The 26,953-nt window shown below is 65.5% G+C and carries 28 protein-coding genes and 2 pseudogenes; 10 read left to right on the top strand and 20 right to left on the bottom strand.

All coding sequences use genetic code 11. The annotated features are described in order from the left end of the window. Position 1 precedes the first annotated feature (1 nt). A complete protein-coding gene (locus tag ACFK0J_RS14980) occupies positions 2 to 847 on the top strand; it encodes an alpha/beta fold hydrolase (RefSeq protein WP_378740540.1) in 846 nt (281 codons plus the stop codon). Between the two features lie 29 nt (positions 848 to 876). Next, positions 877 to 1,656: a MerR family transcriptional regulator gene (locus ACFK0J_RS14975; RefSeq protein WP_378740538.1), complete on the top strand. Its 780-nt coding sequence runs from the start codon at positions 877 to 879 to the stop codon at positions 1,654 to 1,656. A 5-nt stretch (positions 1,657 to 1,661) separates the two neighbouring features. Here the strand turns inward: ACFK0J_RS14975 and ACFK0J_RS14970 are convergent, their stop codons facing one another. Continuing rightward, the gene (locus tag ACFK0J_RS14970) at positions 1,662 to 2,102 is read right to left on the bottom strand and encodes an Lrp/AsnC family transcriptional regulator (RefSeq protein WP_378742846.1); all 441 of its coding nucleotides are present in this window, start codon (positions 2,100 to 2,102) and stop codon (positions 1,662 to 1,664) included. 129 nt (positions 2,103 to 2,231) lie between these two features. On the opposite strand from ACFK0J_RS14970, the gene ACFK0J_RS14965 reads away from it, so the two are divergent. Both ACFK0J_RS14965 and ACFK0J_RS14960 read left to right on the top strand, forming a co-directional pair. After that, positions 2,232 to 3,122: a DMT family transporter gene (locus tag ACFK0J_RS14965; protein WP_378740535.1), complete on the top strand. Its 891-nt coding sequence runs from the start codon at positions 2,232 to 2,234 to the stop codon at positions 3,120 to 3,122. Beyond that, entirely contained in the window at positions 3,122 to 4,102 is a 981-nt protein-coding gene (locus ACFK0J_RS14960; RefSeq protein ID WP_378740533.1) for an aldo/keto reductase, read from the top strand. Before ACFK0J_RS14965 ends, ACFK0J_RS14960 begins: the two co-directional genes overlap by 1 nt. Positions 4,103 to 4,184: 82 nt before the next feature. Here the strand turns inward: ACFK0J_RS14960 and ACFK0J_RS14955 are convergent, their stop codons facing one another. Further along, entirely contained in the window at positions 4,185 to 5,018 is an 834-nt protein-coding gene (locus ACFK0J_RS14955; RefSeq protein ID WP_378740531.1) for an alpha/beta fold hydrolase, read from the bottom strand. Positions 5,019 to 5,387: 369 nt separating this feature from the next. Between ACFK0J_RS14955 and ACFK0J_RS14950 the strand changes: the two genes are divergently transcribed. Beyond that, positions 5,388 to 5,825: a hypothetical protein gene (locus ACFK0J_RS14950; protein WP_378740529.1), complete on the top strand. Its 438-nt coding sequence runs from the start codon at positions 5,388 to 5,390 to the stop codon at positions 5,823 to 5,825. A gap of 168 nt (positions 5,826 to 5,993) precedes the next feature. Here ACFK0J_RS14950 and ACFK0J_RS14945 read toward each other — a convergent pair whose 3' ends face one another. From ACFK0J_RS14945 to ACFK0J_RS14930, 4 genes and pseudogenes are all read right to left on the bottom strand, one after another. Next, entirely contained in the window at positions 5,994 to 6,554 is a 561-nt protein-coding gene (locus tag ACFK0J_RS14945) for a superoxide dismutase family protein (RefSeq protein WP_378740527.1), read from the bottom strand. A gap of 251 nt (positions 6,555 to 6,805) precedes the next feature. Next, positions 6,806 to 7,462 carry a hypothetical protein gene (locus ACFK0J_RS14940; protein WP_378742845.1) on the bottom strand — a complete coding sequence of 219 codons (657 nt, stop codon included), beginning with the start codon at positions 7,460 to 7,462 and terminating at the stop codon, positions 6,806 to 6,808. Positions 7,463 to 7,492: 30 nt separating this feature from the next. Beyond that, positions 7,493 to 7,651, bottom strand: a pseudogene (locus ACFK0J_RS14935) (MvdC/MvdD family ATP grasp protein); the annotation flags it as partial. A gap of 431 nt (positions 7,652 to 8,082) precedes the next feature. Further along, a complete protein-coding gene (locus ACFK0J_RS14930; RefSeq protein WP_378740525.1) occupies positions 8,083 to 8,652 on the bottom strand; it encodes a hemerythrin domain-containing protein in 570 nt (189 codons plus the stop codon). 344 nt (positions 8,653 to 8,996) lie between these two features. Between ACFK0J_RS14930 and ACFK0J_RS14925 the strand changes: the two genes are divergently transcribed. Next, entirely contained in the window at positions 8,997 to 9,395 is a 399-nt protein-coding gene (locus tag ACFK0J_RS14925; RefSeq protein WP_378740523.1) for a hypothetical protein, read from the top strand. Between the two features lie 371 nt (positions 9,396 to 9,766). On the opposite strand, the pseudogene ACFK0J_RS14920 reads toward ACFK0J_RS14925, so the two are convergent. Continuing rightward, a pseudogene (locus ACFK0J_RS14920) lies at positions 9,767 to 10,048 on the bottom strand (polyketide cyclase); the annotation flags it as partial. A gap of 158 nt (positions 10,049 to 10,206) precedes the next feature. On the opposite strand from ACFK0J_RS14920, the gene ACFK0J_RS14915 reads away from it, so the two are divergent. Continuing rightward, complete coding sequence (locus tag ACFK0J_RS14915; RefSeq protein WP_378740521.1) at positions 10,207 to 10,623, top strand: hypothetical protein; 417 nt, start codon at positions 10,207 to 10,209, stop codon at positions 10,621 to 10,623. Positions 10,624 to 10,723: 100 nt separating this feature from the next. Here the strand turns inward: ACFK0J_RS14915 and ACFK0J_RS14910 are convergent, their stop codons facing one another. From ACFK0J_RS14910 to ACFK0J_RS14850, 13 genes are all read right to left on the bottom strand, one after another. After that, a complete protein-coding gene (locus tag ACFK0J_RS14910; protein ID WP_378740519.1) occupies positions 10,724 to 12,070 on the bottom strand; it encodes a permease prefix domain 1-containing protein in 1,347 nt (448 codons plus the stop codon). Next, positions 12,070 to 12,432 carry a PadR family transcriptional regulator gene (locus ACFK0J_RS14905; RefSeq protein ID WP_378740517.1) on the bottom strand — a complete coding sequence of 121 codons (363 nt, stop codon included), beginning with the start codon at positions 12,430 to 12,432 and terminating at the stop codon, positions 12,070 to 12,072. Before ACFK0J_RS14905 ends, ACFK0J_RS14910 begins: the two co-directional genes overlap by 1 nt. A gap of 83 nt (positions 12,433 to 12,515) precedes the next feature. Further along, on the bottom strand, positions 12,516 to 13,001 hold the full coding sequence (locus tag ACFK0J_RS14900) for a GNAT family N-acetyltransferase (RefSeq protein ID WP_378740515.1): 486 nt from the start codon (positions 12,999 to 13,001) through the stop codon (positions 12,516 to 12,518). A gap of 19 nt (positions 13,002 to 13,020) precedes the next feature. Next, positions 13,021 to 14,727 (bottom strand): hypothetical protein, encoded by a 1,707-nt coding sequence (locus tag ACFK0J_RS14895; RefSeq protein ID WP_378740513.1) that lies wholly within the window; start codon positions 14,725 to 14,727, stop codon positions 13,021 to 13,023. 401 nt (positions 14,728 to 15,128) lie between these two features. Then, positions 15,129 to 15,560 carry a pyridoxamine 5'-phosphate oxidase family protein gene (locus tag ACFK0J_RS14890; protein WP_378740512.1) on the bottom strand — a complete coding sequence of 144 codons (432 nt, stop codon included), beginning with the start codon at positions 15,558 to 15,560 and terminating at the stop codon, positions 15,129 to 15,131. Between the two features lie 60 nt (positions 15,561 to 15,620). After that, on the bottom strand, positions 15,621 to 16,247 hold the full coding sequence (locus ACFK0J_RS14885; RefSeq protein WP_378740511.1) for a glyoxalase: 627 nt from the start codon (positions 16,245 to 16,247) through the stop codon (positions 15,621 to 15,623). Between the two features lie 126 nt (positions 16,248 to 16,373). Continuing rightward, positions 16,374 to 18,410 carry a LuxR C-terminal-related transcriptional regulator gene (locus tag ACFK0J_RS14880; protein WP_378740510.1) on the bottom strand — a complete coding sequence of 679 codons (2,037 nt, stop codon included), beginning with the start codon at positions 18,408 to 18,410 and terminating at the stop codon, positions 16,374 to 16,376. A gap of 229 nt (positions 18,411 to 18,639) precedes the next feature. Then, entirely contained in the window at positions 18,640 to 19,581 is a 942-nt protein-coding gene (locus ACFK0J_RS14875; protein ID WP_378740509.1) for a hypothetical protein, read from the bottom strand. Positions 19,582 to 19,584: 3 nt separating this feature from the next. After that, positions 19,585 to 20,634: a 3-oxoacyl-ACP synthase III family protein gene (locus ACFK0J_RS14870; RefSeq protein ID WP_378740507.1), complete on the bottom strand. Its 1,050-nt coding sequence runs from the start codon at positions 20,632 to 20,634 to the stop codon at positions 19,585 to 19,587. 91 nt (positions 20,635 to 20,725) lie between these two features. Beyond that, positions 20,726 to 21,562: an SDR family oxidoreductase gene (locus tag ACFK0J_RS14865; protein ID WP_378740505.1), complete on the bottom strand. Its 837-nt coding sequence runs from the start codon at positions 21,560 to 21,562 to the stop codon at positions 20,726 to 20,728. Between the two features lie 312 nt (positions 21,563 to 21,874). Then, entirely contained in the window at positions 21,875 to 22,759 is an 885-nt protein-coding gene (locus ACFK0J_RS14860; RefSeq protein ID WP_378740503.1) for an SAM-dependent methyltransferase, read from the bottom strand. A gap of 61 nt (positions 22,760 to 22,820) precedes the next feature. Then, entirely contained in the window at positions 22,821 to 23,282 is a 462-nt protein-coding gene (locus tag ACFK0J_RS14855; protein WP_378740500.1) for a hypothetical protein, read from the bottom strand. 29 nt (positions 23,283 to 23,311) lie between these two features. Next, positions 23,312 to 24,145: an SAM-dependent methyltransferase gene (locus tag ACFK0J_RS14850; protein ID WP_378740497.1), complete on the bottom strand. Its 834-nt coding sequence runs from the start codon at positions 24,143 to 24,145 to the stop codon at positions 23,312 to 23,314. A 278-nt stretch (positions 24,146 to 24,423) separates the two neighbouring features. On the opposite strand from ACFK0J_RS14850, the gene ACFK0J_RS14845 reads away from it, so the two are divergent. The 3 genes from ACFK0J_RS14845 to ACFK0J_RS14835 all read left to right on the top strand — a co-directional run bounded on the left by ACFK0J_RS14845 (position 24,424) and on the right by ACFK0J_RS14835 (position 26,940). Further along, a complete protein-coding gene (locus ACFK0J_RS14845) occupies positions 24,424 to 25,302 on the top strand; it encodes a helix-turn-helix domain-containing protein (protein WP_378742844.1) in 879 nt (292 codons plus the stop codon). Between the two features lie 49 nt (positions 25,303 to 25,351). Further along, positions 25,352 to 26,326: a Ppx/GppA phosphatase family protein gene (locus ACFK0J_RS14840; protein WP_378740495.1), complete on the top strand. Its 975-nt coding sequence runs from the start codon at positions 25,352 to 25,354 to the stop codon at positions 26,324 to 26,326. 149 nt (positions 26,327 to 26,475) lie between these two features. Further along, positions 26,476 to 26,940, top strand: coding sequence for a hypothetical protein (locus tag ACFK0J_RS14835; RefSeq protein ID WP_378740492.1), 465 nt, complete (start codon positions 26,476 to 26,478; stop codon positions 26,938 to 26,940). The last annotated feature ends 13 nt before the right edge of the window (positions 26,941 to 26,953 follow it).

Below are 26,953 nucleotides of genomic sequence, written 5' to 3'. Positions count from 1 at the left end.
CATGACTACGAAAGCCGAGCACTTCACGGTCCGCCACGCTGGCGTCACGATCCCGGTGTCTCGCGGCGGCACAGGGCGAACGCTGGTCCTGTGCCCCGGTCTGACTTCCACACAAGCCGAACTGCGCGAACTCATCGAGCTGTTGCGGCGCGACTTCGACGTGGTGACCTTCGACTTGCGCGGCCACGGCTTTTCCTCGGCGGCGGACCGGTACACCTTCGATGCCTTCTTCGGCGATCTCGTCGCCGTGCTGGCGGAGCTGGCCCGCCGCGGCCTGCCCTCGGCACCGATACTCGCTGGCCACTCGTACGGCGCGGACCTGATCGTGCACTACGCCGCCGAGTATCCCCACGGCGTCGCCGAGCTCATTGTCATCGACGGCGCGGTCCCGGTGCCCGCACCGTTCATCACCGAGGCCGACCTGCCGGAGTTCCGCGCAATGTGGGAGAACCTGGCGACGTGGCAGGAGACCATGCGGGGCACCTCGCATCAGGTGCTGCTCACCCCACAGCAAATCCTCGACCTCAATCTCGAGCTGGATGTGATCCGGTCCGGAATCGATCTCGAGATCGATGTGGTCGGATCCGGAATCATCGAGCGGTACCGCAAGATCGACTGTCCGATCCGCATGATCATGGCGACCACGATGGCCGGTGACAGCGCCGAAGGGCGTGCACCGCGGCACAATCGGCTCTGGCGGGCCGGCATCGAACGGCTCGTCCGCGAGCGGCCACACATCGCCACCTCCTGGCTCGATGCCACGCACGCACTGGTCGTCACCCACGCACCGGAAATCGCCCAGCTCATCCGGACTGCGCGAACTCCGGTCGACCAGGCGAGTTCTTGAACCGCTGCCAGCTCCGGGAGACTGGACCGATGCTGACCATCGGCGAGCTGGCGTCGTACGCCGGAGTGACCGTGCGCGCGGTGCGGCACTATCACGCCAAAGGCCTGCTGCCGGAGCCGGAGCGGGACCACTCCGGCTATCGCAGGTACGACGCCGGTGCCGTGGTCGAGCTGATAAAGATCCGGACCCTCGCCGAGGCCGGGGTCCCGCTGGCGCGCGTGCGCGAGCTACTCCGAGCCGACACGGAGGAGTTCGCCACAGCAGTCGCGGAAATCGATGAACGGCTGCGGGCGGAAATCCGGCAGCGACAGCGGCACCGCCGGCAAATCGCCCGCCTCGCCGCAGGCGACAATCTGGCATTGCCACCGGAGGTAGTCGAGTTTCTCGACCAATTACGCGCACTCGGCGTCGACGAGCGAATCGTCCAGGTCGAACGCGACGGCTGGATCCCACTGGCCGCACACACCCCCGAACGAGTCCCAGAGTTGATCGCCCGCAAGCGGCACCAAATCACCCACCCCCAACTCATCGACTTCTACCTCACCCTCAGCCAAGCCCTCGACCAGACCGACAACGACCCAATCCTCACCGAGCTGGTCGACAAACTAGCCACCTACCTCACTCAGCTCGCCGACGAGCGGGGCGAGGACTACGTCAGCGGCAACATCGAACCGACATTGGTCGCACTACTCGACACACTCGCACTCGACACCGCCCCACCAACCCGCCGACTGATCGAGCTCCTGACCCACCGCGGCTGGCGCGGCTGGACCCACCTCGAGCGCGTCGACCCGCCACCGCTCGGCTGAGGGCGCTATCGCCTGTCCTGGACGGGAATCGGCAGGGGTCGTCGCGGCACCGGTTCGGACACGACGATCGAGGTAGTCGTCTGGCCGAACATGAGGAATGCGTCGAGCACCTCCTCGAGCTCAGCGATCGATGGACCGTGCACCTTGAGTAGGAAGCAGTCCTCGCCGGTGATGCGGAAGCACTCGACCACCTGCGGGGTATCCTGCGCCGCTGCAATGATTTTGGGCAGCTGGCCGGGGCCGGGGCGGATGCGGACCAGCGCGGTCACGGGCATGCCGAGGGCGGCCGGGTCGACCTCCATCCGGAAGCCGGTGATCACGCCGCTCTGTTCCAGCCGCTGCACCCGCTCGGTGACCGCCGGCGCCGACATGCCGACTCGGCGAGCGAGTTCGGACATGGACAGCCGCGGATTGTCGTGCAGCTCGTTGAGCAACCGCACGTTCACCTCATCCAACAGCCGAGATCGATCAGTGAAGGCATCTCGGCCGTTCGACCTTAATTTTCCAGACAACTCACGCCATCTTCCTGGATAGTGCCATTCCGGCTGCGCGTATTTCTTTGGAAGATACTCCGCATGACTACACCGCCCGAGATCGCCGCGCGGCGAACGGCGTCGCGGGTGCCCGCGCCGGCGTACTTCGGCATCAGCGCGATCTTCCACTACCTGGGGCCCGCCTTCGCCGTGTTGCTGTTCGCCCGGGTGGACGTGCTCGGCGTCGCCTGGCTGCGGATTGCCTGTGCCGCAGTAATATTCGCGGTGTGGCGCAGACCATGGCGGCAGTTCCGGCGCCTCGCACCGGAGCAGCGGCGGGTACTGCTCGGGCTGGGGGTGGTGCTCGCGGCCATGAACGCGACGTTCTACCTGGCCATCGCGCGACTGCCGCTGGCAACCGTCGGGGCGATCGAATTCCTCGGCACGATCGTGCTCGCCGCGATCGGAGTGCGGAACCGCCGCAACGTGATCGCCCTCGTTCTCGCCGTGAGTGGGGTGGTCGCGTTGGTCGATATTCGGCTGGCCGGTGAGCCGCTCGGGTTCATCTTCGCGTTCGTCAACTGCGCCTTTTTCATGCTCTATGTGGTCCTCGGCCACCGGATCGCCAACACCGGCGGCGGGCTCGCCGGAATCGACCAACTCGGTGCCGCGATGCTGATCGCCGCGGCGGTCGCGACACCGTTCTGCCTCGGTGCCGCGGTCCCCGCCTTCACCAGCCCGGCGGCGCTGCTGGCCGGAGTGGGCGTGGCCATCTGCTCGTCGGTCATCCCCTACGTGACCGACCAACTCGCCATGGCCCGGTTACGCCGGGACACCTTCGCACTGATGCTGAGCATCCTGCCCGCGGTCGCGACGGTGATCGGGATCGTGGTGCTCACCCAGGTCCCCACCATCCAGGAGCTGCTCGGCATCGCGCTGATTGCCGGAGGTGTCTTGGTTCACCAGGAAATACCGGAAAGCAAGGAGAACTGATGGAATACATCCGGTTGGGCACGTCCGGTCTCACCGTGTCCCGGATCTGCCTCGGCATGATGAGCTATGGCAGTCCCGACTCGTGGGCGTGGATGCTCGGCGAGGAGGCCGCAGAGCCGATCGTCCGGCAGGCCGTCGAGTCGGGGGTGACATTCTTCGACACCGCGGACATGTACTCCGATGGCGTCAGCGAGCTGATCACCGGGCGGTTGCTCGCCGAGCTGTTTCCCCGCCGCGACGACTACGTGCTGGCCACCAAGGTCTACTTCCCGACGGGGTCCGGCCCGAACGACAAGGGCTTGTCCCGCAAGCACATCATGGCCGCCATCGACGCCTCGCTCGACCGACTGGGCGTCGACCACGTCGACCTCTACCAGATCCACCGCTGGGACTACGAAACTCCGATCGAGGAGACGATGAACGCGCTCAACGACGTGGTCTCTGCCGGAAAAGCCAGATACATCGGCGCGTCGAGCATGTTCGCCTGGCAGTTCGCCAAGGCACAGCACGTCGCCGAGACACACGGCTGGGCCAAGTTCGTCTCGATGCAGAATCACTACAACCTGGCCTACCGCGAGGAGGAACGGGAGATGATCCCGCTCTGCCTAGACCAGGGTGTCGGCATCATTCCGTGGAGCCCACTGGCACGTGGATTGCTGACCGGTTCCCGCGAACGTGGCGGCGAACAGACGACCGTGCGTTCAGGTTCCGACCCCATCGCGGACGCCATGTACACCGACGACGACTTCGACGTGGTCGACGCGGTGCGCACAGTCGCCGCCGAGCGCGACCTGCCGTCGGCTCAGATCGCGCTCGCCTGGCTACTCAGTCGCCCGGGGGTAACCGCACCGATCATCGGAGCGACCAGGACAAAACATCTCGAGGACGCAGTTGCCGCAGTGCGAATACGGCTGAGTGAGAAGGAGATCGCCACGCTACAGGCTCCGTACCGGCCGCACGTCGTGCTCGGGCATCAATAGTTCCGGGGCAGAACACCACCCGCGTAGGCGATTCGGTCCACCTAATCCTCCAGTCGCCCCAAACCTTCGGTCGTGCTGGGGTTTACGTCGTGCAGAAATCGATGAGGGCGCGGGCGACCTGGCCAGGGGCGTTCTCGGTAGGGATGTGCGCCGCTTGATGGATACGGTGCAGGCTGGCGTGCGGGATCTCGGTAACGAACTTCTCGGCGTACTCCACCTTCTCGAAGGCGTCGTCCTCACCCCAGATCAGCAATTTGGGCGCCGTGGACCGTCGCAGCGCGGGAACGAGATCAAGGGTGTAGCGACTGTCGGCCGCCCGCACCATGGCCAGCCAGGAGCGGCGGACCCGCGGATCGGTCCACGGATCCAGATAGTCGGCGATTCGCTGTTCGGTAGCGGCACCGGCCAGATCCGTTGTCACCGCCTGCCGCCGGGCGGCGAGTAGGTCGTCGGGGGTGGTCGCCGCGATGCGGTCCGGGTCCCGGAACTGGGCCACGTGCGGCGACGGCCAGGAGTCGTAGGCGACGGAGTTGACCAAGGCCAGCCGGGACACGTCGAACCGATCGTGGACCAGCAGATGCTGGGCGACGGCGCCGCCGATGTCATGACCTGCCACGGCGATCGGCCCGGAGATCCGCAACGCCGAGGCGAATCGCCGCACCCATTCCGCGAGAGCCGGGACCGTGGCCGTCTCCGGGGTGAGCTCGCCGCCCGAGCGCCCCAGGCCGGGGAAATCGACCGCTACCGGTCGTAGACCCGCCGCCGCGAGGCGGTCGAGCACCGGGAGCCACACCCGGCTCCAATAGGTGCCGTGCAGCAGCAAAACGGTGGGGCCATCCTGTTCCACGGTCAGGTAGCTGGCCGTTTCATCGTCGACCTGAACCGCAGTCCTCAGCACTTCCGGAGTTTCACTCATGCGACCACTGTTCCGAAAGCCGACCTCCGCGCCGAGAGTCCGGAAAGACATCCTTGGGTACATTTCTGCCATCGCCGCCTCGGGTGTCGGCATCACTGGCACCACTGTTGGAGCAGACCGACTTTTCGGCGAAAGCCATCGTTGCTCGCGTTGGTCTCGCCTCGGCGGTCAACTGCCGCCGCCACTTTCGGGCGCACCTGGGAACCACGTTCGGTGCCTACCGACGGACCTCCGGTGAAACCCGGTATCCCGACTCGCTTTCGGCTTCGCCGCGATCGGTAACGGCTCTCGGGTTCAGTCCGATACACCGGCCATGAGTCTGAACGTGGTTCCGTACAACAGTTCCCGGTTCGGGCCGGTGCGATCGCCGTGACGATCGCGGCCGCGGTGGTCGGGTTCGCCGGATCCGCCAGCGCCATCCCCTCCGACCCCGTCGTGCGGTTCACCCCGACCCTCACGCGAGTCCCGGGCGGTAACTGCGCGGCGATCATCAACGGCGAGACCGTGCCGCAGCCACAGTCCGGTTCGTTCGGTGTTCGAGTGAAGATCACCCAGACCGGGCAGTCGTGCGAGCCTTATCGAGTCGCGGTGCGCTTTCGGAACCTGGATTCCGGCTACAGCGACGGACAGATGCACCGCGTCGACGGGAACGGCGTCATCGACGCGCCGGACGGCGTGATCACCGGTTTCGGCACAGCGCCAGGCACCGGGCGGGTGGAAGCTTGGATCGTCACGCTCGACATGAGCCATCCACAGCCCCAAGAGTTGGAGCACATCGCGGGCCGCGCGACATTCACTCTCGGCTGAGCGATCGGAACATCGAAAACGTCTACTGCACAATAACGTTCATGCGCCGGACTCGAGTGGATCGGTCAGGCGGTGATCGGGTATCGGCCGTTGCCGAGCCGGATATCGCTGCCGTCGTGGATGTGTGGGTTCGACTGGAGGTCGGCGTGGTGACCGGGCGGAGAGGAACTAGTGCGGGACGCTCAGGCAGGCTACCCTCGCGCCGGCCATGCCGGCGTTGCCGTCTGTGGTGTCGGTCTTCTTCTCGTGCAAGACGATTGAACCGGGTTGGCCCTTCCGGAAGGTCCACTCGACGGTGGAGACCTGGGCGGCCCTGCCGTGCTCGTCGGTGGTGAAGTCGAGCCAGAGCTCGTTTTGCGGGTTGGCATATCTCGCGTCCATGGACATCTTGTCCTTGGCGTTCGGGTCCTCCACGTTCTGGTAGTGGAAGCCGGAGTCAGCTGGTTTCGGGCCACAGGACTTCAGGTGCGCGTGTGAGCCGTAGACGCGGTTCGGCAGGAGCCCGCTGACGGTCAGGATGGCTGTGGACTTCTTGTCGTCATTGACGACGACAATCATGGCGCGGCTGCCGGCGGGGGCGAGCGTCTCGTCGTAGGTGACGGCGACGGCGCCGTCCCGCCACGGCGCGAAGGTCCCCGCGGAAATGATGGGTCCGCCGGCGCTCGCCGGTGTCGCGGGAATCAAGAGAACGGCGGCAATGGCGCCGAGGACGAATGGCTTGTGATTCATGCGACCAGGCTCCGCCGAGGTAACAAACCACGTCAATGCGTCATGTGGGGAATCTCAGCGCCGGAAACCTCCAGCCCCTGTTCGAGCGGGTTCAGCGATAGCGTTGCGTGAGTGGGGATTTGGTCGCGAACCCGCTCGCGGCCGGTACCCGGCCTGCTCGCAGCGAGGCCGCGCCGGAACCGACGGGACGATGTTGGCAGATCACCAACACCATCCCGCCGCCGACGCGAGGTTCCCCCGCCGACCAGCAGCTAGCACGGAATCTGACAGGCACGACTGCGGCGAATTGCCTCCTCGTGGCCGCGCTGGAGTTGCTCAGCAATCGCTCTGCTGATTTTGAGCCCGGTCATATCTTCGATCCACAGGTACTGGCCGTTGGGATTGATTTCCAGAAATACATAGCGGCCATCTCTGCATTTGATCATATCGATGGCGCCGAACTCCAGATCGAGCTCTTCGACCAAGCTCACGCACTTTTGACGCACCGCGATGGGAAGTTCGTGTACGCGATGTTCTATGGTGAGCACATCTCCTCGTCTCCAGTCGACGGATGCTTCCTGATGTGATTGGGAATGCAACTCGGCCGCGAAGACCGATCGGCCTACAACAGTGACGCGAAGCTCGACATCTTTCTCGATGTACTCTTGAAAAAGTACCGGGCACGCCGAAAACCGGGAAATACCTGCTTCAACGGTCGACTTATCGAGCAATGATGCGTAGATCTCGCCGACGACTGTCCCCGGATCCCACCTGCCCGCACGCTCGAACAGCGCCCCATCCCCTACCGGCTTATAGATGACACCCCCTTCATTATTGGCTATGAATGCACGCGCGGTTGTCGGATCATTTGTGTAAACAGTCTTGGGAACGTTGAAGCCCAAGCGAGCGGCCGTGCGCAACTGACGCAGCTTGTTCGATGCCTTGTTGATGTTGTCCAGCGGACTGATCCAATACGCGTGCCGAAGTGCATCATAGAGCCCCCGCATACCCTTGCGAGATTCACCGAAAGCGAACTCTCGTTCGTGGGGTCCGGTATCAGGATGGAGGCGAGGCAGGCCAGGCTTGCGGTACCAGACCGCGTGCACCTCGGAGCTCTGCGCAACGGAGCCGTCTTCGCAGGAGAAGGTGCAAAGATCTGCACCTTCAGTTCAACGACGACGAAATACGCGTGGATGTCCCTTCGATCACTGATGATCAAAATCATCTCAGCGCCTCTCCGCGGCAATTATGAATCAGTCACAGTCGGCACCCCATGGGTCCAAGGTCGTGCCGGTCCAAACGTAAGTCTGGTAATAAGTGGCGCAGGCCATGAGTTTCCGGTCCGGCTCACCTCTATCTTCTTTCGGCGTCGCGACCCATTCTCGAACTGTGTGCAGCAGCTCTTCGAACGGCACCGGTAGCCAGGCCCTCGACCAGACAGCGTTCCGCTCAACGAACCGAAAGTTACGGCCCGGCGGTCGACATGGCCCACGGGCGAGAGGCGCTGCGCGACGGCGCTTTTCCGCACCTACCGGTTGCTGCTGCCGGGTCAGTTCCGCTTCAGGCTGCCGACGCTGAGTGATCCGGTGGTGGCGGTTCCCAGGTTTTTTTCTGCCGCGCGGACGTAGTCGACAGGATCCTTGTCCACCGGCTCTACCCCGGCGTAGTTTCGGGCCTCGTAGGCGGCGAAGGCTACGGCAAGTTGGTGGCGTTGCGAGAGTCCGGCCAGGCGGCGGAAGTCGGTCAGGCCCTCGCGTTCTTCTTCGGCCATGTGGTCGCTGTTGGCCAAGTTCGCTGCGGCGACCGCCGCGTACCAGTCGTCGGTGCCGACCTTGTGACGCGCCACCTCGGCGATCGCGTCCCTGATCTCGTTGTGGTCGTGGATAGCGTCGAGTGTCTCGTCCTCCACCCGGGCCGCGCGGCGGGCCTCGATACCCGCCTGCAGCAGCACGGGGTAGAAGATTTCCTCCTCCGCCTGCGCGTGTAGCTCGAGGAAGGCGGCCAGCCTGTCCCAGATCGCGGAAAGCACGGCGGTGTCCGCGCGATCGATCTGCTCCAGGATCGCGAACAGCCGCCGCTGCTCACGGTGGTCGTCGAGGATCAGCTCGGTTATGTCCACAATTCCTCCCTGATACCGCACTTCAGGTCAGTGCTGGACGCCAAGACAGACTGCCCGTCGGGCAACTGGCATGTCCCTTGGATCGACGATAACGCACCGCCCTGCTGCCCGAGTCCGCTGCACCGTCCAGGGGTGTCGCTTTGTCGGGAATCGTGGGCTGCGATTCGATCAATTGCCAGGGGGCTTGTCGGTGCGTCGGTGGCCGTGCGCGGTGTCAGGGGCAGCGCCAGGTGTGTGTCAGCGCGGTGTCAGTCGGTCCGGCGAGAGTGTGTACATCGAACACAGCGACCGGCACCGACAACGGAGCCAGTCACTGCCACAACCGATTTCGAGGAGTACACGACATGTCCACCATCACCCTGACCGACCAGGACAAGGCCACCCTGCGCACCGCCGCCTACGGCGCAGTCTCGCTGATGAGCGCCGCCGGTGCCCCACACAAAGCCACCACCCACGGCTCCATCGCCTTGACCTCGGCAACCGGACTGGTCGGGCACGTACTGGCCGCCAAGACCAAAGACATCCACCTGCCCGGCAAATCCGTACCCGAACTCGCCGACCACGTCCTGCCCGCCCTGACCGCCGCCATGCGTCTGCTCGGCCAGCAGCATCCGGTCGAGGCCGACAACTTCCGCGCCACCGTCCTGGTCGCGATCCAAGCCGCCGCCGGAACCGCCAGGCCCCAGCCCAACCCCGCCGTGACCGCGATGGCCCACAAGATCACCGCAGCCCTCAACGCCTGACCAACGCCGGGGCGCAGCACAACTGATCGCGGGGTCCTCCCCGGACCCCGCGACACAGCCACCACCCGCCGAACCCGAGATACGACCGCGTAGCAGACAGCCCGAACTGCGGAGAAGGCCGCGGTGTGAGAGTGATACGCCGATGCACACCGAGACCGGTCGTATCCTGGACACGTGGCGGAAAGCGTCCCTCCGCGGGAGGCCGATGAGGCTGCGGCACCCGCGCGGACGGGCGGGGGGCGAGGTAGTCGGGCCGTTGGCTTTGTGCGGCGAGCGAAACCGTTCGGGGGATGGTTGGCGGCTATCGGTGCGGGAGTGTGATCCCGCCGTAATTCGCTACGCCGCCCGCTAGGCGCCTAGCCGCCGGGCATTCAAGTCCGGGAGGTCAGTTCAGCGAGGTGGTGTAGCGAGTTGGTGAGATGTTCAGAGCCGAACGGCGGGAACTGGAGGTACGCCCGGATGTACTGCGGCACCGCCGACCAGTCATAGGTGAGCGTGACCTCGGTCTCGGACGGACCGAGCGGCACCAGGTCGTAACGCCAGAACCAACCGCCGAACTCCAGGTGACCATCGTCCTTCTCCTCCCCCGTCAGCCAGGCAATGGCGCGCGGCGGGTCGAGCACCGCAACCTTATTGACCACACGATAGTCACCGCCACGTAACCGCACTGAGCCCCAGCCGTGCCCCAGTCGCGGAGCCGACGTACTTCGCGGACCTGTGCCGATCTTGCTACGTTGTGCTTGCGTCGAGTCTCGGCGCAATTGGGACCAACGCCACTACTGTTGGCGTGTAATAACTTTGGAGTTTATTCATGCGTATCCGCGCTACCGTCGCGACGTTGGGGATCGCGACGGGGCTGGCCACCGTAACGGCATCTTTCGGGGCGGGTCAAGCCGCCGCGTTCACCGCGATGATCGACACGGACAACGGTTCATATTCTGTGGCACTCAACCACTCGGAGACGGTCGCGCTGCGCGACTCACCGCTGCCCGGCATGCTGAATCCGGTATGGCGCGACCACGGGACGGCCTTCGTCATCCCGTTCTCGACGTACTTCGAGGACGAGGACGAAGGCGCGACCACGGACGTTCGTGCTGACTTGTCCGATGTGATCGCCGAGACCGCCGCCTCGGAAGACGGGATCGTCCTGCTCTCCATCGTCAACCCGGCAGACCCGTACGGCCTGCCCGATGGGCGCAGCCTGCTGGCCGTAGGGTTCCCGCACTAACCGGTAGGCGCGGGATCGATCGCAGTCGACGACGGTGCGCCGGCCGGAGTCGGCGTACCGGGTCCGCAGCGGCCCGAAACATGGTGGGACGGCCGAGATTTCAGGCGAAGTCGAAGATCGGCGGCAGTACGACGATGACCGCCGTCGCCCACGCGCCGTACACCGGTAAATACCGGGTCTGCCAGCGTTCGACGTCGGCGAAACCACGCCGCCCACGGATGAACCCGAAACCGAGTCGCACCGACCACACCAGATTGACCAGCAGCACCAGGTTCATACCGAGCGCCACCACCTTGTTCGGGGTGAAACCGAACTCCGCGATACGCGAGAGCATGGCGGCGAGCATCACTACATCGACTGCTAGGGCACTGATTACGAGGATCAGTTGCAGCCGGTCGAAGGTGTCGGGTGGGAGCCGCGGATCGCGCGCGGATATCGCGTACAGCAATAGTCCGAGAACCAGAACGAGAATCAGGTCCATCAGGATCAACAGATTGCGGTCGACGTCGATGACGCTGCGGTTGGTCGCGAACGCCGCGAGCAGGGCCAGCAGCATGACGACGGTGAGCGGGGTGAACACGCGGGTGAGCACGGGAGCGATGTTTTCCACGACGTTCTGTTTGGCCTCGACCAGCCAGGCCGCGACGATCACCGCACCAGCGACGCCGAACGGCAGCACCCAGTCTTCGATGACCCATTCGATGTCCACGTTCAGTGTGTCGAACGCACCGACCGTCAGGCCGATCAGCACACCGCCACCGAAGGCGAGCAGCGTGAGATAGACCACCCATTCGCCGGTGAATCGGATGAAATCCATTCGGCGCCGGTCGGACCGCCACTCGCCGCCGACGTAGGCGAGGCCGACGACGAACCACAACGCGATCGGCGCGTGGATCGCGGCAATGATCTCGGTCGCTCCATCGGGGTCGAAGGGAAAGACGTTCAGGATGACGGCGGCCAGCGCGAACGGCACCAGCAACGCGGCGGCGACGCGCCAGGTCACCTGTCTCTTCCACGCGAAATATCCAGCGAGGAACGGCAATACGAGCAGGCTGAGATTGCGGGCGAAGGTCAGATCCTCGAGTACCGCGAGGCCCAGCTTCAAGGCCAGCGCCGCGACGACGGCGAGGGCGAGCACGACGATCAACTCACGCTTGGGCCGAACGTCCGTATCTTTCGGGTCGGCGGGCAGCAACACCAATTGTTTCCACAGACGATCGGAATGTTCACGCGCGAACTCGCGGGAGATCGAGTCCACGTTGCCCATGCGTTTGACCGCGACCAGGAATGCCTCGTCGGACGCGAGTCCGGCGGCGGCCAGGTCCGAAACCTGGTCGCGCAGATGGTCTTCCATCTCATCGACGTCAGCAGTCGATATCGCGGCATGCCGCTGGACATATCCGCGCCACTGACCGATCTGCGATTCCAGCTCCGCATCGGTATCCATCACGCCCATCCCTTCGCCACCGTCGGCGGCAGTTCGACGCTGCGCCAGACCTGCCCGAGTGCGTCGGCCACGACCTCCCACTGGGTGCGTCGTTCCGCGAGTGCGGCCCGTCCCGAATCGGTGATCGCATAGTGCTTGCGCCGCCGCCCGCTGTCCGACGACTGCCAAGTCGACGTCACATGGCCCAGCCGTTCCAGCCGGTGCAGCAGTGGGTAGAGCATCCCGTCGGTCCATTGCATACGCCCGCCGGACAGCTCGTTGACGCGCTTGAGAATCGCGTAACCATACGACTCGCCGTCGGCGAGTATCCCGAGCACCAGCGGCGTTGCCGAGGCCGCCACCAAGTCTTTGTCGATATGCATCGGACTCCGATACCTAGATCTACTAGGTATCAACGGTAGCAGACGTCAGCGCGGTGGACCTGGATCGATGCCGGATCGACGGCTCAGAACTCGCAATACATGACGTGCAGACCGACCCGGCCGAGCGTGGGGTGGCGAAACGCTCCGGGCACGGTGCCCACGATCTCGAACCCCAGACGCTGGTAGAGATCGACGGCCCGGTGGTTGGCTTCGGCGACGGCGTTGAACTGCATGCCGAGAAAGCCGCGCTCCTTCGCCCACGCCAGCACGGACCGGCACAGGGCCGTACCGACGCCCTTGCCGCGGGCATCGGCGGCGACCATGAAGCTGGCGGTCGACACGTGTGCGCCCGGCCCCGGCCGATTGGCGTACGCGTTGGCGGTACCCAGCACTCGATCGTCGACCACGGCCACGAGGGTGATCGCAGGCGGTCCCATCACCCAGATGTTGTGTGCCTGCTCCTCGGTCATCGCCGGGTCGTAAACGAAAGCGTCACCGGCCCTTACTATTTCCCGGATAATCGGCCAGACCTGCGGCCAGTCGGCTGGAAGGTATGCACGAACCTGCATGGGCGATCTCGACCTTACGTCAGCTCGACAGGGTTTGGCCCGGACGCAGTGTCGGCCCACAACCCGACCTCCGATACTCGCCCCACAGCGGTGGGAGCATCTTCCCGGCGTACTGGCGCAGTTCTTGGAGCTGCTGTTCGTCGCGCACCACATCTTTACGGATCCAGTCCTCGTCCGGCAGGGCAGGATCTGGGGATTGGTGTATCAGGTAATAGTCGCGGGTGATCCGGGGGTCGATGGTCACCTGATTGTGCAACCAAAGTCCGTGCGAGTGCACGAACGTGGGTTTGCGCTCCTCGAACACGTAGTCGCTGAGGTCGGTGCGGTCCTTGCCCGCATAGATGTCCGCGATCCGTGCTTCCGCGAGCCCGGCCATGTCGATCAGTTGCAAACGCGATGTCAGCGAACTCCCGCCCATATCGGGAGCGAACAATGTGCCTTGCTGTACGCCGGCGATGTCCGCGTAGCCGTTGAAGAGGCGGCCGAACCGCAGAGCGATCCAGCACAGCGGCACATCCTCGTTGCTGCGAAACGAGTCGGATGCGTTGGCGAACGCGACGCCGGACGGGACCAGAGCACCGATCAGTACCAGCACGACCAGAACCCGACCACGTTTGTGCAGCTTCGCCAGCAACTGCCCGGCCGAGATCACGACAACGAACGCGCCGAGCGCCCACACCGGGGTGGCGAACCGGAATTGCGCCATCCAGTCCGGTTGCAGGACACAGTAGGCGACCATCGCCAACGCCAGCGGCGCCAACAACGCGACAGCGCCGTCACGCCACCTCCTCGATGACCCCAGGGCAAGGCCGACCACTCCGATACCCGCGATCACCGCGGGTGCGCCCGCATACTGCACCAGTTCGCCTGCCCTGGTCAGGTCGTGCACGGTCGGTGTCGCCTGATGTTTGGCGACCGCGGTATTCGGCACGAGCCTGCCGAACTCGACGATCCGCCACAGTAGATAGGCCCCGAAGGGGATCGCGAACGCGAGCGCCGAATACAACCCACACCGAAGAGCGGCGGGCAGCGTTGCGCGCCGAACCAGAATCACCGAAACCACGGGATACGCGGCTAGGTAGATCAGCCCGTCGGGACGGGTCAACGCCGCAAACGCCGCTAGCGCACCGGCTATCACCGCCACTTTCGGCGTCCACAGCCGCTCGTCCAGCACCGCCAGAAACAGGTGGACCGCCAAAACGCAGACCGCGAGCGCGAACAACGCGTTCTCCAGGCCGGAGAAGCACCAGATCACGAAGGACGGGATCGCGGCCAACAGCGCGCCGGTCACGAACGTGGCCAGTGCGGGCCAGCGCGATATCCGCCGTGCGGCGACATAGCAGGCGGCGAGGATCCCCACGCAGCAGAGCAGCGCGATCGCCTTCGGATAAAGGACGTAATCGGGGATGCCGAAAATGGAGCCTCGGTCGAAAAGACCACACCATTTGCCCACTGCCAGCACGAAAAGCCAAGTGGGATTGGAGAACCCCTCCACCGGCGCCGCGCCGGGCTGGAGCACCGGGCCCAGCCCCTCGGCGCCACTGCGCGCGTACGCGAAGGTGATGCCCGCGTCGTCGACTATCCAGTTGCCGTACTCGCTCGCCTGCCAGCCCAGCAGCAACGCACTGCCCAGCAGCGCCGCCAGCGGAGCAAACCACGACCGTCCGTGCCGCTGCCAGACTCCCGCCAACGGCTCGGCCGAAGCCCGCAGCCGCGCTGTCAACACCTCAACACCTCAATACCTTCCATCAGATCCCAGTCGCGCGGGGCATAGATCGACAAGAGCACCGACCTGACCCACCGCCGCGGTCCTCCTGATGCGTCGGCATCCTCATCATTACCGGTCACATTCGATCACACGGTGCGAGCATCCGCTCATCGCACTGTCCGAACACCGACACACCGCGTGGTCGGCCGGTTTTCGGTCTGCCGGTGCTGACGATCGCAGGCAACCGCCAGCACTCAGAGCGAATCCCTTTGTGCCCACCGGTTTTCCGAGGACTCCGATGCCGCTGGGGTCACCACATTCCGGCCGTCGACAAGTTGTGTTCGGACACGTTGAATGTCAACCGATTTCAGAGGGGTCCAGTGTGACCTAAAGCGCAATTCCGCGCACCCGCGCAGGTTTCAGAGGTCGCCCGAGTAGTTCTGGGTGATCCAGCGGTCGGGACGGATAGTGAACAGGACGGACTTGGTGCCGTCCATGCGATCGGCGAAGGCGCGACCGTCTTCCGGGCCGAGGTAGCGGATCGCGATGGCCTCCCGCACTTCCCGCGGCGAGGGCGTGGTCGCGTCGATGACCGTGCCCTCGACAATGACGTACTGGTACGGCAGTTCTTCGCGCTGGACGGTAAGAGTTACGACGCCGGCCTCCCGGATGAGCCTGGCCTTGCGGCGCTCGGCACCGGTATTGATCCTGATATCACCGCCGGGGGTGTAGTCGTACCAGATCGGGACGGTCGCGGGCGGTCGCCCGTCGGTCGCCGCGACCGACAGCACGGCAATGTGCTTGCCCGCGAGGAATTCCTGACGTTCGGCCTCCGTGAACGGTTTCGGCATGTGCGTTCGAACATGCCGACCGGTGGCGTTATTCCCGCACCGCGCCGACACCCGCTCGCCTCAGGCCGCGGCGGCCTCCCAGGTGAACCCGTCGGGGTCGGCGAAGGGACCGATAGCGCTGCCGATGACGATCCGATGCGACCCGGTGCCTTCCTGGGGGACGCCGGCGTCCTTGGCGGCGGCGCGGCGCCCGTAGAGCGCCAGCTTGACCGACGACGTGTCGAACTCGACGTACTTGCTGCCGAAACTCTTCGCCACGACCAGACCGCGGTCGACGTAGAACTGCTTGGTGGCCTTGACATTGTCGACGCCGAGGAGCACCACGAAATCGTCGATCTGCCGGGTGGCCGGGCCGGTGTCCTTCTTCGACGATGTCGCGATCTTCCAGATCGCCCCGTCCGGAGCCTGGACGACGCCGCCATAGCCCCAGAAGCTCTTGCCTGCCGGTTTCAGCGTCGTCGCGCCCGCGTCGAGCGCGGTGCCGATGAGACTGTCGACGGTGCGCGGCTGCGAGACCACGAGCGAGAGGATGAAGCCACGGAAGCCGGTGGTCGGCGCGTCGGCCGGGCGGACCCGCACCTTGTCGCCGAGGCCGAATGCGGCGTCATAGAACGCCGCGGCGGCGGTGGGGTCGGGCGCCTCCAGGATGACGGCGTCGATAGTGGTCTGATCAGTGGTGATGTTCATGGCGGTAACGCTAAGCGCTGCTCGGTGACCGGCGCTTCTCGATTCCTGACCGGTCTGTTCACCCGTTCCGTCGCGAACCGGCTCGGGTCGGCGCATCTCGCGTCAGCGGTGCCGCTCCCGGCCGGGCTAGCCGGTGGCGGAGACGGACGAGCCCGCCTTGCTGGGGCGGGCGGCGCCGAAGACGAAGGTCAGTTCGGTGCGGCGGGCGATCTCCAGCTTGCGGTAGACGCGGGTGAGGTGTTGTTCGACGGTGCTGGTGGTGATGTCGAGGGCGGCGGCGATATCGCGGTTGCGTTTGCCGTGGGCGGCGAGTTCGGCGACCCGGCGTTCGGCGGGGCTGAGGGCGTCCAGGCCGTTGCCGGGCCTGCGTAGGTGGGGGACGTGCGGTGCGGTCCGGCGCGGGCGGTCGCCGACCAGGTCGTGCAGCAGCGGGTCGGCGCCGCACGAATCGGCGAGCCTGGTCGCCTCGCGGATCAGCACCCGTGACTTGTCATGATCGCCGACGGCGCGGTGCGCGACACCGAGTTCGCCCAGGGCGGTGGCCAATTCGAGGTCGCAGCCGCCGGAGCGGGCGATCGCGGCGGCCTCGCGGAGCAGCCGGACCCGTTGGTAGCGGTCGCCGGTCGCGGCGACCAAGCGCAGGGATACACCGCCGGTGCGGTGCTGGGTGGCGGCGCCGAGCAGGTCGAGATGACGGGTCGCGAAGGCGCGCGCGTGCCGGTGCTCCCCCAGCGCCAGGTGGGCCGCCGCGAGGTCGTTGCGCCACGGAACCAGCCATGGGAAGTCCATCTGCCAGCGACGCATCAGGTGGCCGCAGCGGCGAAAGGTGCGCTGCGCCTCGTCGGCGCGGGCGACGGCGAGCTGGTGGTGGCCGCGTGCGTGCAGGTAGGGCAGCCCGAAGCGGGACTCGAACAGGGCTCGGGGAACAGGCCTTCGCAATTGCGCCTCGGCGTCGGCGTGCCGGCCCGCCATGGTGAGGGCGCGCACGAGCGCCGCGATCGGGGTGCCGATCCAGACACCGAGGTGTGCGGCGGGCACATAGTTCAGCGCGAGCACCGCGTCATCGATCGCGGCCCGCGCATTCCCTTTGCGCAGCATGGTTTCCGCGCGCAGGCCCGCGAAGATCGACTGCCAAGTCGGTGCCTGACGCGCCTCGGCTTCGGCCAGCAGCGAGTCGCACCAGGCTGCCGCGGTATCCAGCCGATTGGCGTAGATCAGGCAATGTACCGCTGCCGCGAGGGTTTCCACGGTGCTGGCGGCGAGCCGATGACGGGTGAGCAAACGCTGGGCGAGAGTAACGGTTTCGTCGAGCGGGCGCCCGGTGAACAAGCCCGTCAGCAACTCCGCGCCGAGTAAGTGCGGTGACGGACGCTCCGTGGGCGCCGGACGTCGCCGCGCCTGCGCCGCGAGAAGCCGCCGGTGCCGGTGCGCATGCGGCGGATGCGAGGTCCGCAGCCACGCGCACAGAAAATCGACCGTCGGTGCCGCCTCGTCGAGCCGACCGCAATCCAGTTGGCCCAGCGCCTGGTCGGCGTGCTGCGTCTGACCGTGCCAGAGCATGAACATGACGGCGGCGGGCAACTGCGCCGTCGGTACCCGGCTCGCGCGAATGGCCGCGCGCACCCGGCTGTAGTTCCGCGTCCGATTCGACGGGCTGAGCCGCCATTCGGCGCGCACCAGCCGGATCGCGATCTCGGCACGTTCGGCCGGGTCACGAGTCGCGCGATAGGCCAACTCCAGCCGATCCACCGCGCGGTCGATCTGGTCGTTCGCCAATGCCTCCTCGGCGGCGGTGAGCAACACCGAGGCCGCCCACGGGTAATCGGCGGCAGTGGCCGCGACCAAATGCTCGGCCACCCTGGCCGCCGGAAACTCTCTGTCGTGCAACAGCTTCGCGGCCCGGCAGTGCAGTTCCCGGCGGACCTCCGCCGGAGTGTCGCGCAGGATCCGATCCCCGATGTCGAGATCGTCGAAGAGCGCCCGCGCGGACGACCCGGCGGCGAGCTGCCGGACGGCCGTACGGACCGCCGCCTCGTCGGCGGCGAGCAGTTCGGCGACCAGGCCGACCGTGCTGGCGCTGCCCAGCACGGCCATGGCCTGACCGACCCCGGATCGGGTGAGTGTCGAACACTTTTCGCCCTGGAGCGAGAACTGCGGGTGCATATCCGAGCCCCCTTCGTCGATGAGGTGTGCCCGACTGTGGAAGGGCACCATCGAAGAGAGCTCGGGTGCACTGAAAATGCGGCATCGTCGCAGCAGAGGCGTATCCGGACGCCCCATTGATCCAGCCGGTGCCATTAGCGTAGGTCGCCGACAGCGACCTGTCATCGGATCCCGGCAACAAGATCGCCGCAACGACCACAGCGGGCGATATGACGGAACTCGAGTAACATCAACGCTTTTCGATCCCCGCGGCACCGATCGCGCTCACCGTGGCAACAGCTCTCGGCTGCGGATGGTAGGCCAGACAGGCTGCCGCCGCGTCATCGGCCGCCAAGAACAGCACGGTGTCGACCGTGCCGAGCACACCGGATTCCCGCGCGTTCAGATACGCGTGAACCGGTGCCGCCGTGTACGGATCGCCGATCGCCGGGTCGACGCCGACGACCGATTCCGGTCGCAGCCCCAGCGTTTCGGCAAGGCGGGCACGAAATCCCAGTGCGGGAGCCGGAGCGAGCAGCACCGCGCGTCCCGCCGCGAAATCGTCGCCGTCGATGTCTTCATCGGTTACACAGTCGCGCACGGCCGCGGCCGCGAGCTCGATCGGATCCTCCGCACCGTGCCGCACACACATGGCCGAGCGGCCGTTCGCGCCGGCCTCGCCTAGCGCGACCCAAGCCGACGGGTCGGCTTCTCCGGTCGTCTCCCTGGTGTACAGACGGCCGAATCCGCCTGCCGCGGGCGAGCTTCCGAGCAGTAGTGCCGCCGCCCCGGTCGTGTACGGGAACCCGGCGACATAACGCTGGGTCGACGGATGGGTATCCCCCGCCACGAGCAGCGCGTACTCCACTTCGCCGGTGGCCAAGAAGCATTCGGCGGTGGTGATGGCGTGCAGCAGACCGGTGGAGCCGTGCATCAGGTCGAAGGAGAAGGCCGGTACCCGGCCCGGCTGGTATTCCAGACCGAGGCCGATCCGTTTCTGGATGAGCGCCGACACCGCGGGCTCGGAGATGTTGTCGTCCCGGAAGACTCCGGCGTTGATCAGCATGCCGACCTCGTCGACGGAGACATCCGAGTCCGCCAGGCAGCTGCGGGCCGCGCGAGCAGCCAGCTCGAAGTAGCTGCCGGTGTCGAGGTCGGTGTTGGTCGCGGCCGCGACGATCGTGGTAGCCATGGCTCAGGCCTCCAGACGCGAAATGGTCGCGGCGAGATGGCCGGAGACGATCCCGGACGCCTCGGGAATCATCAGGATCTTGGACCCCTTGGGAATCTTCTGCTGCGCGAGATACTCGTGCAGTACCAGGAAATGCGAGGTCGACGCGGTATTGCCGTAGTCGTGCAGCACATTCAGGGTCTGCGGCATCGGGGTGCCGAAATGCTGCTCGGTCAGGTGCCCGATGTAATCGATGACCGGGCCGCTGAACTGGTGATGGATCCAGTAGTCGTATTTCTCGCTCTCCCAGGTTCGCCCGGTCTCCTTCAGGAAGGTGTCCATGCGGTTGATTGCCTGCATGTACCTGCCCTCGTTCTGCATGGCGCGGTTGTCGGTATAGAGCGCGATGCCGTTGGACCGGTCGCTGGGCATACCGAGGCAGTGCTCGGCCCCGTCGGCGGTGGTCATCAGTTCGACGTAGTGGATTTCGTCGTGGTCGTCGCCGCGATCGTCGAGCACGACGGCCACCGCCGCGTCGCCGACGGTCAGTGCCGCGAATTGCGGATCGTAGGGCTCACTGATCTCTCGCACCGCCGTTTCCGCGGCCGGGGTGATCTGTTCGCCGCTGACCACCAAACCGTTGCGCACCACCCCGGCTTTGATCATCCGGTCCAGCACCAGCACCCCGGTCATCATGCCCGCGCACGCGTTCGAGACGTCGAAATGTTCGGCCGCCGTCGCGCCGATCGCGTTGCCCAGCATCAGCGCGAATGCCGGTGCGTAGCAGAAGATTTCCTTACCACGCGTGCGAGTGATGGAGGCCGAGATGATGATGTCGAGCTCGTCCGCGTTGTATTCCGAATGTCGCAGACAATCGTCGATGGCCTGTAACGCCAATTCGAAAGACGATTCATAGTGATCCGGATGCGAGTTGTATACCCGCCGATTCTTGATTCCGGTGATCCGCTCCAGATCCAGTGACCTCGGCACTGCCAAACTGTCGATCAATTCCTCGGTGGAACGAACGGTTTCCGGAGTGTACGAGCCGATCGACTCGAAACGCGTACGCTGCATTGCCCCTGCTTTCTGCAGATCAGTCGATGACAAACAAGTTATGTCGCTTGGACTTCCGACAACGTTGTCGTGGACTGCATAGCCGCTGCGCCTAACCGGCAGGCTCGACCAGGGTCGCGCTCACCTCACACAGCTGCTGTCCGAGCGCGTCGTCCTGCGCACGACGCGACGGAGTCTTGATGCGGTTCTTCTGGAAGTAGGCGCCGGTGACCTCGGCGACCTCGGGATCGGTCGCGAGATAGCTCAGCGCACGACCACCCTCTTCGACGGTGATCATGAACAGTCGCTTGGCCACCGTGACCAAGGGCTGCCCGAACCAGGGCAGCGAATCCCAGATCCCGGTGGCCACCGCGCCGGGATGAAAGGCGTTGACCGTCACTCCGGTCCCCGCGAGGCGGCGCGCCAGCGCCCTGGCGTACAGGATGCTGGCCAGCTTCGATCGGCTATAAGCCTGCTCCCCCGAATACTTTCGCTGGAAGCCGAGATCATCGAAATCCAGGGTGGCGCCGAAATGTAGTACCGACGAGGTGAACAGGATGCGCGAGGGAGCACTGTGCACCATCAGATCGGTGAGCAGTTCGGTGAGCAGGTAGCCGCCGAGATAATTGACCGCGAACGTGGCCTCGATGCCGTCCGCGGTCTCGACGCGCTCCTTGTGATAGGCGCCCGCATTGTTGGCCAGCACATCCAGCCGGTCATATTGCGCCAGCACGCTTTTGGCGAGCTGACGGACGGACGCCTGTGCAGCGAAGTCACATTCGAGGGTGTCGACGCCGCCGGCACCCGCGGCCCGAACGAGGCTCGCCGCCTCGGCCAGCTTCCGCGGATTCCGTCCGACGAGGACCAGCCGATCGCCTGCCGCGGCGCACTGCTGTGCGGCCGCGAGGCCGATACCCGATGTCGCGCCCGTGATCAGGATGGTCTTCATAGCCGACCACCATGCCATACGTTTTCGGCTGGTCCGCCGCACCGAACAAGCGGCGCAGCCGGGCCGAAAGATGCTGCACGGGAAAACATTTGCGCAATTGCGCAGGTCGGGCCTGGTCGACTCCACTCGTCCGAGAGCCGTCGGCGCTGCCGTGGGCGCCGTCGCGTGGCTACGGGTAGGGGGTTATAGGGGTTCGCTCTGGTACCGGCGCGCTCGGCGAAGCCGCCGAGTCGAGGACGTTGCTACCCGTAAGCCATTCGATTCTGCCCACGCGGGCAGCCGAGCCGGCCACCCTCGTACCCGGCGGTCAGGTCAGTTGTTCGTGGCCCGCGGCCGCAAGGGGGTGACGACGGAATTGGTCGTCTTGTGGCCGACGCCGCCGAGCAGGAGGCGTTCTTCGGTCAGTCGGGGCCGCAGTGCGGGCCCCATCGGCCACCAGTCGTCGAGTTCGACCAGTCCGGGTTCGATCAGCTCGAGATCGCCGAAGAAGGAGGCGATCTCTTCGCGGGTGCGGTACCAGCCGGAGCCCAAACCCAGTGTGGTGAAACGACGTTGGAGTTCTATCGCCATCTCGTGTGCTTCGGAGCCGTCGGCCGGGTCCCAGAAATGGGTGATCGCGACGTACGAACCGACCGGGAGCGCATCGATGTACTGGCGCATGATTCCCGCGGGATCGAGGTCATCGTCGACATGGTGCAGGATTCCACACAGAATCAGCGCCAACGGACGGGTGAGGTCGAGGTGCGGGGTGACCTCGGGGTGGGTCAGCAGGGTGTTCGGCTCGGTGAGGTCGGCGGGCACGAAATGGGTGTATTCGTTGCGTTCGAGCAACACACGCCCGTGCACGTTGCACACCGGATCGTTGTCGACGTACACCACCTGCGCCTCGGGATTCTGCTGCTGCACGATCTCGTGGGTATTGCCCACCGTCGGCAGCCCGGCGCCGACATCGAGAAACTGGTCGATGCCAACGGTTCCCGCCAGATATCGCACCGCACGGTGCAACCACCGCCGGTTCATCCGCGCCACATCGCTCTGTCGCGGCGCGACTTCGGCGACTTTGTCGACGACGTAACGATCGACCGGGTAGTTGTCTTTACCACCCAGCGTGGCGTCGTATACCCGGGCGATACTGGCGCGCGTAATGTCCACGCCGACCGGTGCGCGGACGCCGGTTTGGGGAGCGGAATCGGACATGGCGACCTCTCTGGAGTTGATTGTGACCCGCCTCGCTGAGCGGATTAGCCGGGGCAGGCGCTTATGACGAGCTGATTCGTTGCAGTACTCGTCCCGGTAGAAGACCGCCACCCACGTGGGTGACCCGCCACCACTCGATGTCGATGACCAGTGCCTCGACGGGAGTGGCGAGAAACGGCTCGATCTGTGGTTCCTTGCGCAGCAACGCCTGGAAAGTCTCGTCCCGATCCACCGGATCCCGGACGGCCACCGTCCCCAGCCCCTGCGCGAACGGATTGATGAAGCCCGCGGGAACAACCTTCACTCCCACGTTCGGATTCGCTCTCAGGTGGTCCAGCGTTCGACCGCCGGACTCCAGGATCAGCGTGAGACGGAAAGGGTCACCGTCCAACTCGGCGAAAAACGCGTTCGAACACCAGTTGATTCCGTCTTTCGACGTCGCCAGATCGATGCTGGTGTAGGTGAGAATGTCGGTGAGCTTGTCGCGAACAGTTTCGTCGGTGATCTGCTGGTCTGCTGCCATGTCGAACTCCGTTGTGTTCGAGAAGTGGATTATGGTTTGCGGCCGACGCCGCCGATGATGAGCTGTTCCTCGGGCCAACGGGTGCGAAGTGCGGGTCCCCCCGGCCACCAATCGTCGAGTTGCACCAGTCCGGGCGGAATCATCTCCAGGCCGTCGAAGAACGCCTCGATTTCGCCGCGGGTGCGCCACCGTCCGGTGCCGAGGCCCTCCTCGTTCAAGGCTCGCTCGGCCCGTCTGGCCAGGGTGTGCAGTTGCTCGTCCGCCGCTCCGGGGTCGAAGAAGTGGCTGATCATCACGTACGAGCCGGACGCGAGGCGGTCGATGTACCGGCGCATGATTCCCGCCGGGTCGCCGTCGTCGTCGACGTGATGCAGTGTGCCGCACTGCATCAGCAGCAAGGGACGATCCAGATCCAGGTACCGGTTGACAGCCGGATCGTCCAGCACCGCATCCGGCTGGGTCAGATCGAGGTCGAGGAAATGGGTGCAGTCATTCGCTTCCAACAGCTCGCGGCCGCGTGCCACGCACACCGGGTCGTTGTCCACGTACACCACGACGACCTCGGCGCCGAGTTCCTGCGCTACCTCGTGCGTGTTCTTCCGGGTCGGCAAGCCGCTGCCCAGGTCGAGTATCTGATCGATGCCCGCAACGCGGGTGAGATAGCGCACCACCCGCTCGAGCCAGCGCCGATTGGCCGCGCCCACGTCGTCCTGGTGTGGAACGACGGTTTTCATGTGCTCGTACACCTGGCGATCGATCTCGAACCAGTCATTTCCGCCGAGGGCGTAGTCGTACACGCGGGCGATACTGGGCGTTGCCGGGTCCACCGTGCCGAGCCGCGTCCGATCGTCCGGTGACGACATGGCTGCTGGTCCCTTCTCAGTCGGCTGCCGTGTTGGGTGACTTTACGCATCGCCTATGCGACCCGCCCGGGAATGCGAACGAATGATTGCGTTGTCGGTGTGAAAGTTCCACGCTGGCAAGGGAGGCCCTCGACACCATGGAACCGATCGCCCGCGGGCCTGGCGGATTTCCGCAGGTGGCTGAGTAAGATCGAGCAGCCGCCGCGGAGGTTCGAGGCGGCAGTAAAATTTCCTACCGACCGGAGGCGGTCTTGACCGACGAGAACCACACCGGCGATATGGAATTGGCTGTCGCGGCAGAACGTGGTCCGACAGTTCTGCGGATAGCGCTCGGCAGCCAGCTGCGTCAGCTCCGGCAGGGCTGCGGTATCACCCGAGAAGCGGCAGGCGATGCCATCCGCGGGTCGCACGCCAAGATCAGTCGCCTCGAGCTCGGGCGAACGGGCTTCAAAGAGCGCGATATTCGCGACTTGCTCACCCTCTACGGAGTAGACGATCCCGCTGAGCGTGAGAGGTATTTGGAACTGGCCCGCCGTGCGAGCGACCCGGGTTGGTGGTACCGCTACAACGATCTGCTGCCCGCGTGGTTCGAAACGTACCTCGGTCTCGAACACGCCGCGACGACGATACGTACTTATGAAGCCATGTTCGTTCCTGGTCTGCTGCAAACAGCGGACTACGCGCGCACGGTCATCGCGCTCGGCAACGACAGCGAGACCGAGCGCCGGGTAGCGGTCCGGATGCGCAGACAGCAGATTCTGACGCGTGCTGCGGCGCCCACGGTGTGGGCGGTGATCGACGAGAGCGCCCTGCGCAGGCAGGTGGGCGGGCCGGACGTTTTCCGAGAGCAGCTCGAGCACATCGTCGAAGTTTCCAGCCTGCCCAATGTGCGGATCCAAGTATTGCCGCATTCGGCACTGGCATATTCGGCCGCCGGTAATTCATTCACCATCCTTCGCTTCCCCGAACCCGAATTGCCGGACATCGTTTATACCGAGCAACTCACCAGCTCGCTCTACCTGGACAAACGCGAGGACGTCGAGCTGTACATGGCCGTCATGAACACCCTCAGCGTCGAAGCATTGACACCCCCGGAGAGCGTGCACTTCCTCGTCGACCTGCTGGCGGACCTGCAAGCCGAGGGCGAGACCGGATAGGCCCGGGGCCCGGACGGTACTGGTCCGCGAACGGGGGTATACGGGGCCCATGAGGCTTGGCGTGCTGGATGTCGGGGCCTATTCGGCGCAATTGCAGGTCGCGGATGTGGTGGCGGGCGCTGCGCCGCGCCACGTGCGCACGGTGAAGGTGCCGACCCGGTTGGCCGAAGAGATCGGCGCGGACGGCGCCATCGGCGAGGCCGGTATCCAGCGAGTCGTGCGCGCCGTCGCGCGGACCGGAGCGGCGGCGCGGCGATCCGGTGCGGAGTTGCTGTATCCCTACGTGACCGCGGCGATCCGGGATGCGAGCAATCGGGATGTTGTGCTGGCCCGGATCCAGGCGCGGACCGGGCTGGTGCTGGGATTCATGACCGGCGAACAAGAAGCACTGTTGACCTATGCGGCGGTGCGCGCGTGGTGCGGGTGGCGCGCCGGGACGGTGCTGAACATCGACATCGGCGGCGGTTCGACGGAGCTGGTACTCGGCGACGGCGCCGCACCCCAGATCGCGGTCTCCCTGCCACTGGGCGCACGTGAACTGAGCCGGTCGTTTCTGACCAGCGACCCGCCGACGCCCGACCAGCTCCGCCGGCTCCAGACGCATGTCCGGCAGCAGACCAGCTATGTCGCGCCGTCGTTGCGGTGCGATGACGAGCACCCGCATACGGTGGTCACGTCGAAGGTATTCAAACAACTCGCCCGGATGGGCCGGCCTGCCCGCGGGCGCAAAGGCGATCCGGTGCCCGATGTCATCGCGATAAAGTCTGTCCGGCAATGGATTCCGCGCCTGGCCGCCACCACCGCCGAGCAACGAGCCCGGTTCCGCGGGGTGGACACGGCACGGGCGGGCCAGATTCTCGGCGGCGCCGTGGTGGCCTACGAGACGATGCGGTCGTTGGGCATCACCACGGCCGAGCTGAGCCCGTGGGCGCTGCGCGAAGGCGTCATGCTCGAGCACCTGTCCGCCTCCGCGCCCATCGACCCCATTGTCCTACCCGCTCGCCGACGTTTATATCGACCCTGACCGTGGCAACAATAAAGTGATTTCGCGCCGAGGCCGGATCACAATCAGCGCCGGACTTAACTTCCGTGAAGAACAACTAACAATTCTAGCCGGAATTGGCTGAGCACCTTAAACTTTCACACCCAACGGAACTCGACGGAAAGTAGCCGATGGGTAAGCACCGCGCACCACGAAAGTCCGACGTCTCGTTGCGATTGGCGGTGGTGTCGACAGCCGCGTTGATCACCGCCCTGGTCGCCACCGACCAGGACGGACCGAGCGGGCCGACGCCGAACCGGGATCACAACGCCTTGGGACAATCCACCGGTCCGTTCAGCTCACCGCCGGTCAGCCCGCCGGGAGCGGTACCGGACGTGACGGATCACGAGCCCGACATCGGCAGCGACGAAACGCCTGCCGTGCCCGACGCCGGGAGCCGCGGCCCGGAAACCACGCGGCGCAGTGATCCGGCGCCGCCGCCCGGCCGTCCCGATGCCCCGGTCCACCGCGACATAGTCGGCGCCGCGGCGGCGGCCTGGATCTCGGGCACCAAGCAGGGCTTCCAGTGGCTGGCCGATATGGAGCGGGACCTCGTGGATCACATAGTCTCCACCGGGAGCCAGCGCAGCACGTGAGCTACGAACCCGA

This window comes from Nocardia brasiliensis (genome assembly GCF_042691675.1).
In the GTDB taxonomy this organism is placed as follows: domain Bacteria; phylum Actinomycetota; class Actinomycetes; order Mycobacteriales; family Mycobacteriaceae; genus Nocardia; species Nocardia brasiliensis_D.
The sequence above is the reverse complement of the archived record's forward strand: the minus strand, read 5'-3'. Positions and strand labels throughout refer to the sequence as shown.

Coding starts and splice junctions, on each gene's coding strand:
- ACFK0J_RS14980 (WP_378740540.1), top strand. CDS start 2: ATGACTACGAAAGCCGAGCACTTCACGGTCCGCCACGCTGGCGTCACG.
- ACFK0J_RS14975 (WP_378740538.1), top strand. CDS start 877: ATGCTGACCATCGGCGAGCTGGCGTCGTACGCCGGAGTGACCGTGCGC.
- ACFK0J_RS14965 (WP_378740535.1), top strand. CDS start 2,232: ATGACTACACCGCCCGAGATCGCCGCGCGGCGAACGGCGTCGCGGGTG.
- ACFK0J_RS14960 (WP_378740533.1), top strand. CDS start 3,122: ATGGAATACATCCGGTTGGGCACGTCCGGTCTCACCGTGTCCCGGATC.
- ACFK0J_RS14955 (WP_378740531.1), bottom strand. CDS start 5,018: ATGAGTGAAACTCCGGAAGTGCTGAGGACTGCGGTTCAGGTCGACGAT.
- ACFK0J_RS14945 (WP_378740527.1), bottom strand. CDS start 6,554: ATGAATCACAAGCCATTCGTCCTCGGCGCCATTGCCGCCGTTCTCTTG.
- ACFK0J_RS14925 (WP_378740523.1), top strand. CDS start 8,997: ATGTCCACCATCACCCTGACCGACCAGGACAAGGCCACCCTGCGCACC.
- ACFK0J_RS14915 (WP_378740521.1), top strand. CDS start 10,207: ATGCGTATCCGCGCTACCGTCGCGACGTTGGGGATCGCGACGGGGCTG.
- ACFK0J_RS14910 (WP_378740519.1), bottom strand. CDS start 12,070: ATGGATACCGATGCGGAGCTGGAATCGCAGATCGGTCAGTGGCGCGGA.
- ACFK0J_RS14905 (WP_378740517.1), bottom strand. CDS start 12,432: ATGCATATCGACAAAGACTTGGTGGCGGCCTCGGCAACGCCGCTGGTG.
- ACFK0J_RS14900 (WP_378740515.1), bottom strand. CDS start 13,001: ATGCAGGTTCGTGCATACCTTCCAGCCGACTGGCCGCAGGTCTGGCCG.
- ACFK0J_RS14890 (WP_378740512.1), bottom strand. CDS start 15,560: ATGCCGAAACCGTTCACGGAGGCCGAACGTCAGGAATTCCTCGCGGGC.
- ACFK0J_RS14885 (WP_378740511.1), bottom strand. CDS start 16,247: ATGAACATCACCACTGATCAGACCACTATCGACGCCGTCATCCTGGAG.
- ACFK0J_RS14880 (WP_378740510.1), bottom strand. CDS start 18,410: ATGCACCCGCAGTTCTCGCTCCAGGGCGAAAAGTGTTCGACACTCACC.
- ACFK0J_RS14875 (WP_378740509.1), bottom strand. CDS start 19,581: ATGGCTACCACGATCGTCGCGGCCGCGACCAACACCGACCTCGACACC.
- ACFK0J_RS14870 (WP_378740507.1), bottom strand. CDS start 20,634: ATGCAGCGTACGCGTTTCGAGTCGATCGGCTCGTACACTCCGGAAACC.
- ACFK0J_RS14865 (WP_378740505.1), bottom strand. CDS start 21,562: ATGAAGACCATCCTGATCACGGGCGCGACATCGGGTATCGGCCTCGCG.
- ACFK0J_RS14860 (WP_378740503.1), bottom strand. CDS start 22,759: ATGTCCGATTCCGCTCCCCAAACCGGCGTCCGCGCACCGGTCGGCGTG.
- ACFK0J_RS14855 (WP_378740500.1), bottom strand. CDS start 23,282: ATGGCAGCAGACCAGCAGATCACCGACGAAACTGTTCGCGACAAGCTC.
- ACFK0J_RS14850 (WP_378740497.1), bottom strand. CDS start 24,145: ATGTCGTCACCGGACGATCGGACGCGGCTCGGCACGGTGGACCCGGCA.
- ACFK0J_RS14845 (WP_378742844.1), top strand. CDS start 24,424: ATGGAATTGGCTGTCGCGGCAGAACGTGGTCCGACAGTTCTGCGGATA.
- ACFK0J_RS14840 (WP_378740495.1), top strand. CDS start 25,352: ATGAGGCTTGGCGTGCTGGATGTCGGGGCCTATTCGGCGCAATTGCAG.
- ACFK0J_RS14835 (WP_378740492.1), top strand. CDS start 26,476: ATGGGTAAGCACCGCGCACCACGAAAGTCCGACGTCTCGTTGCGATTG.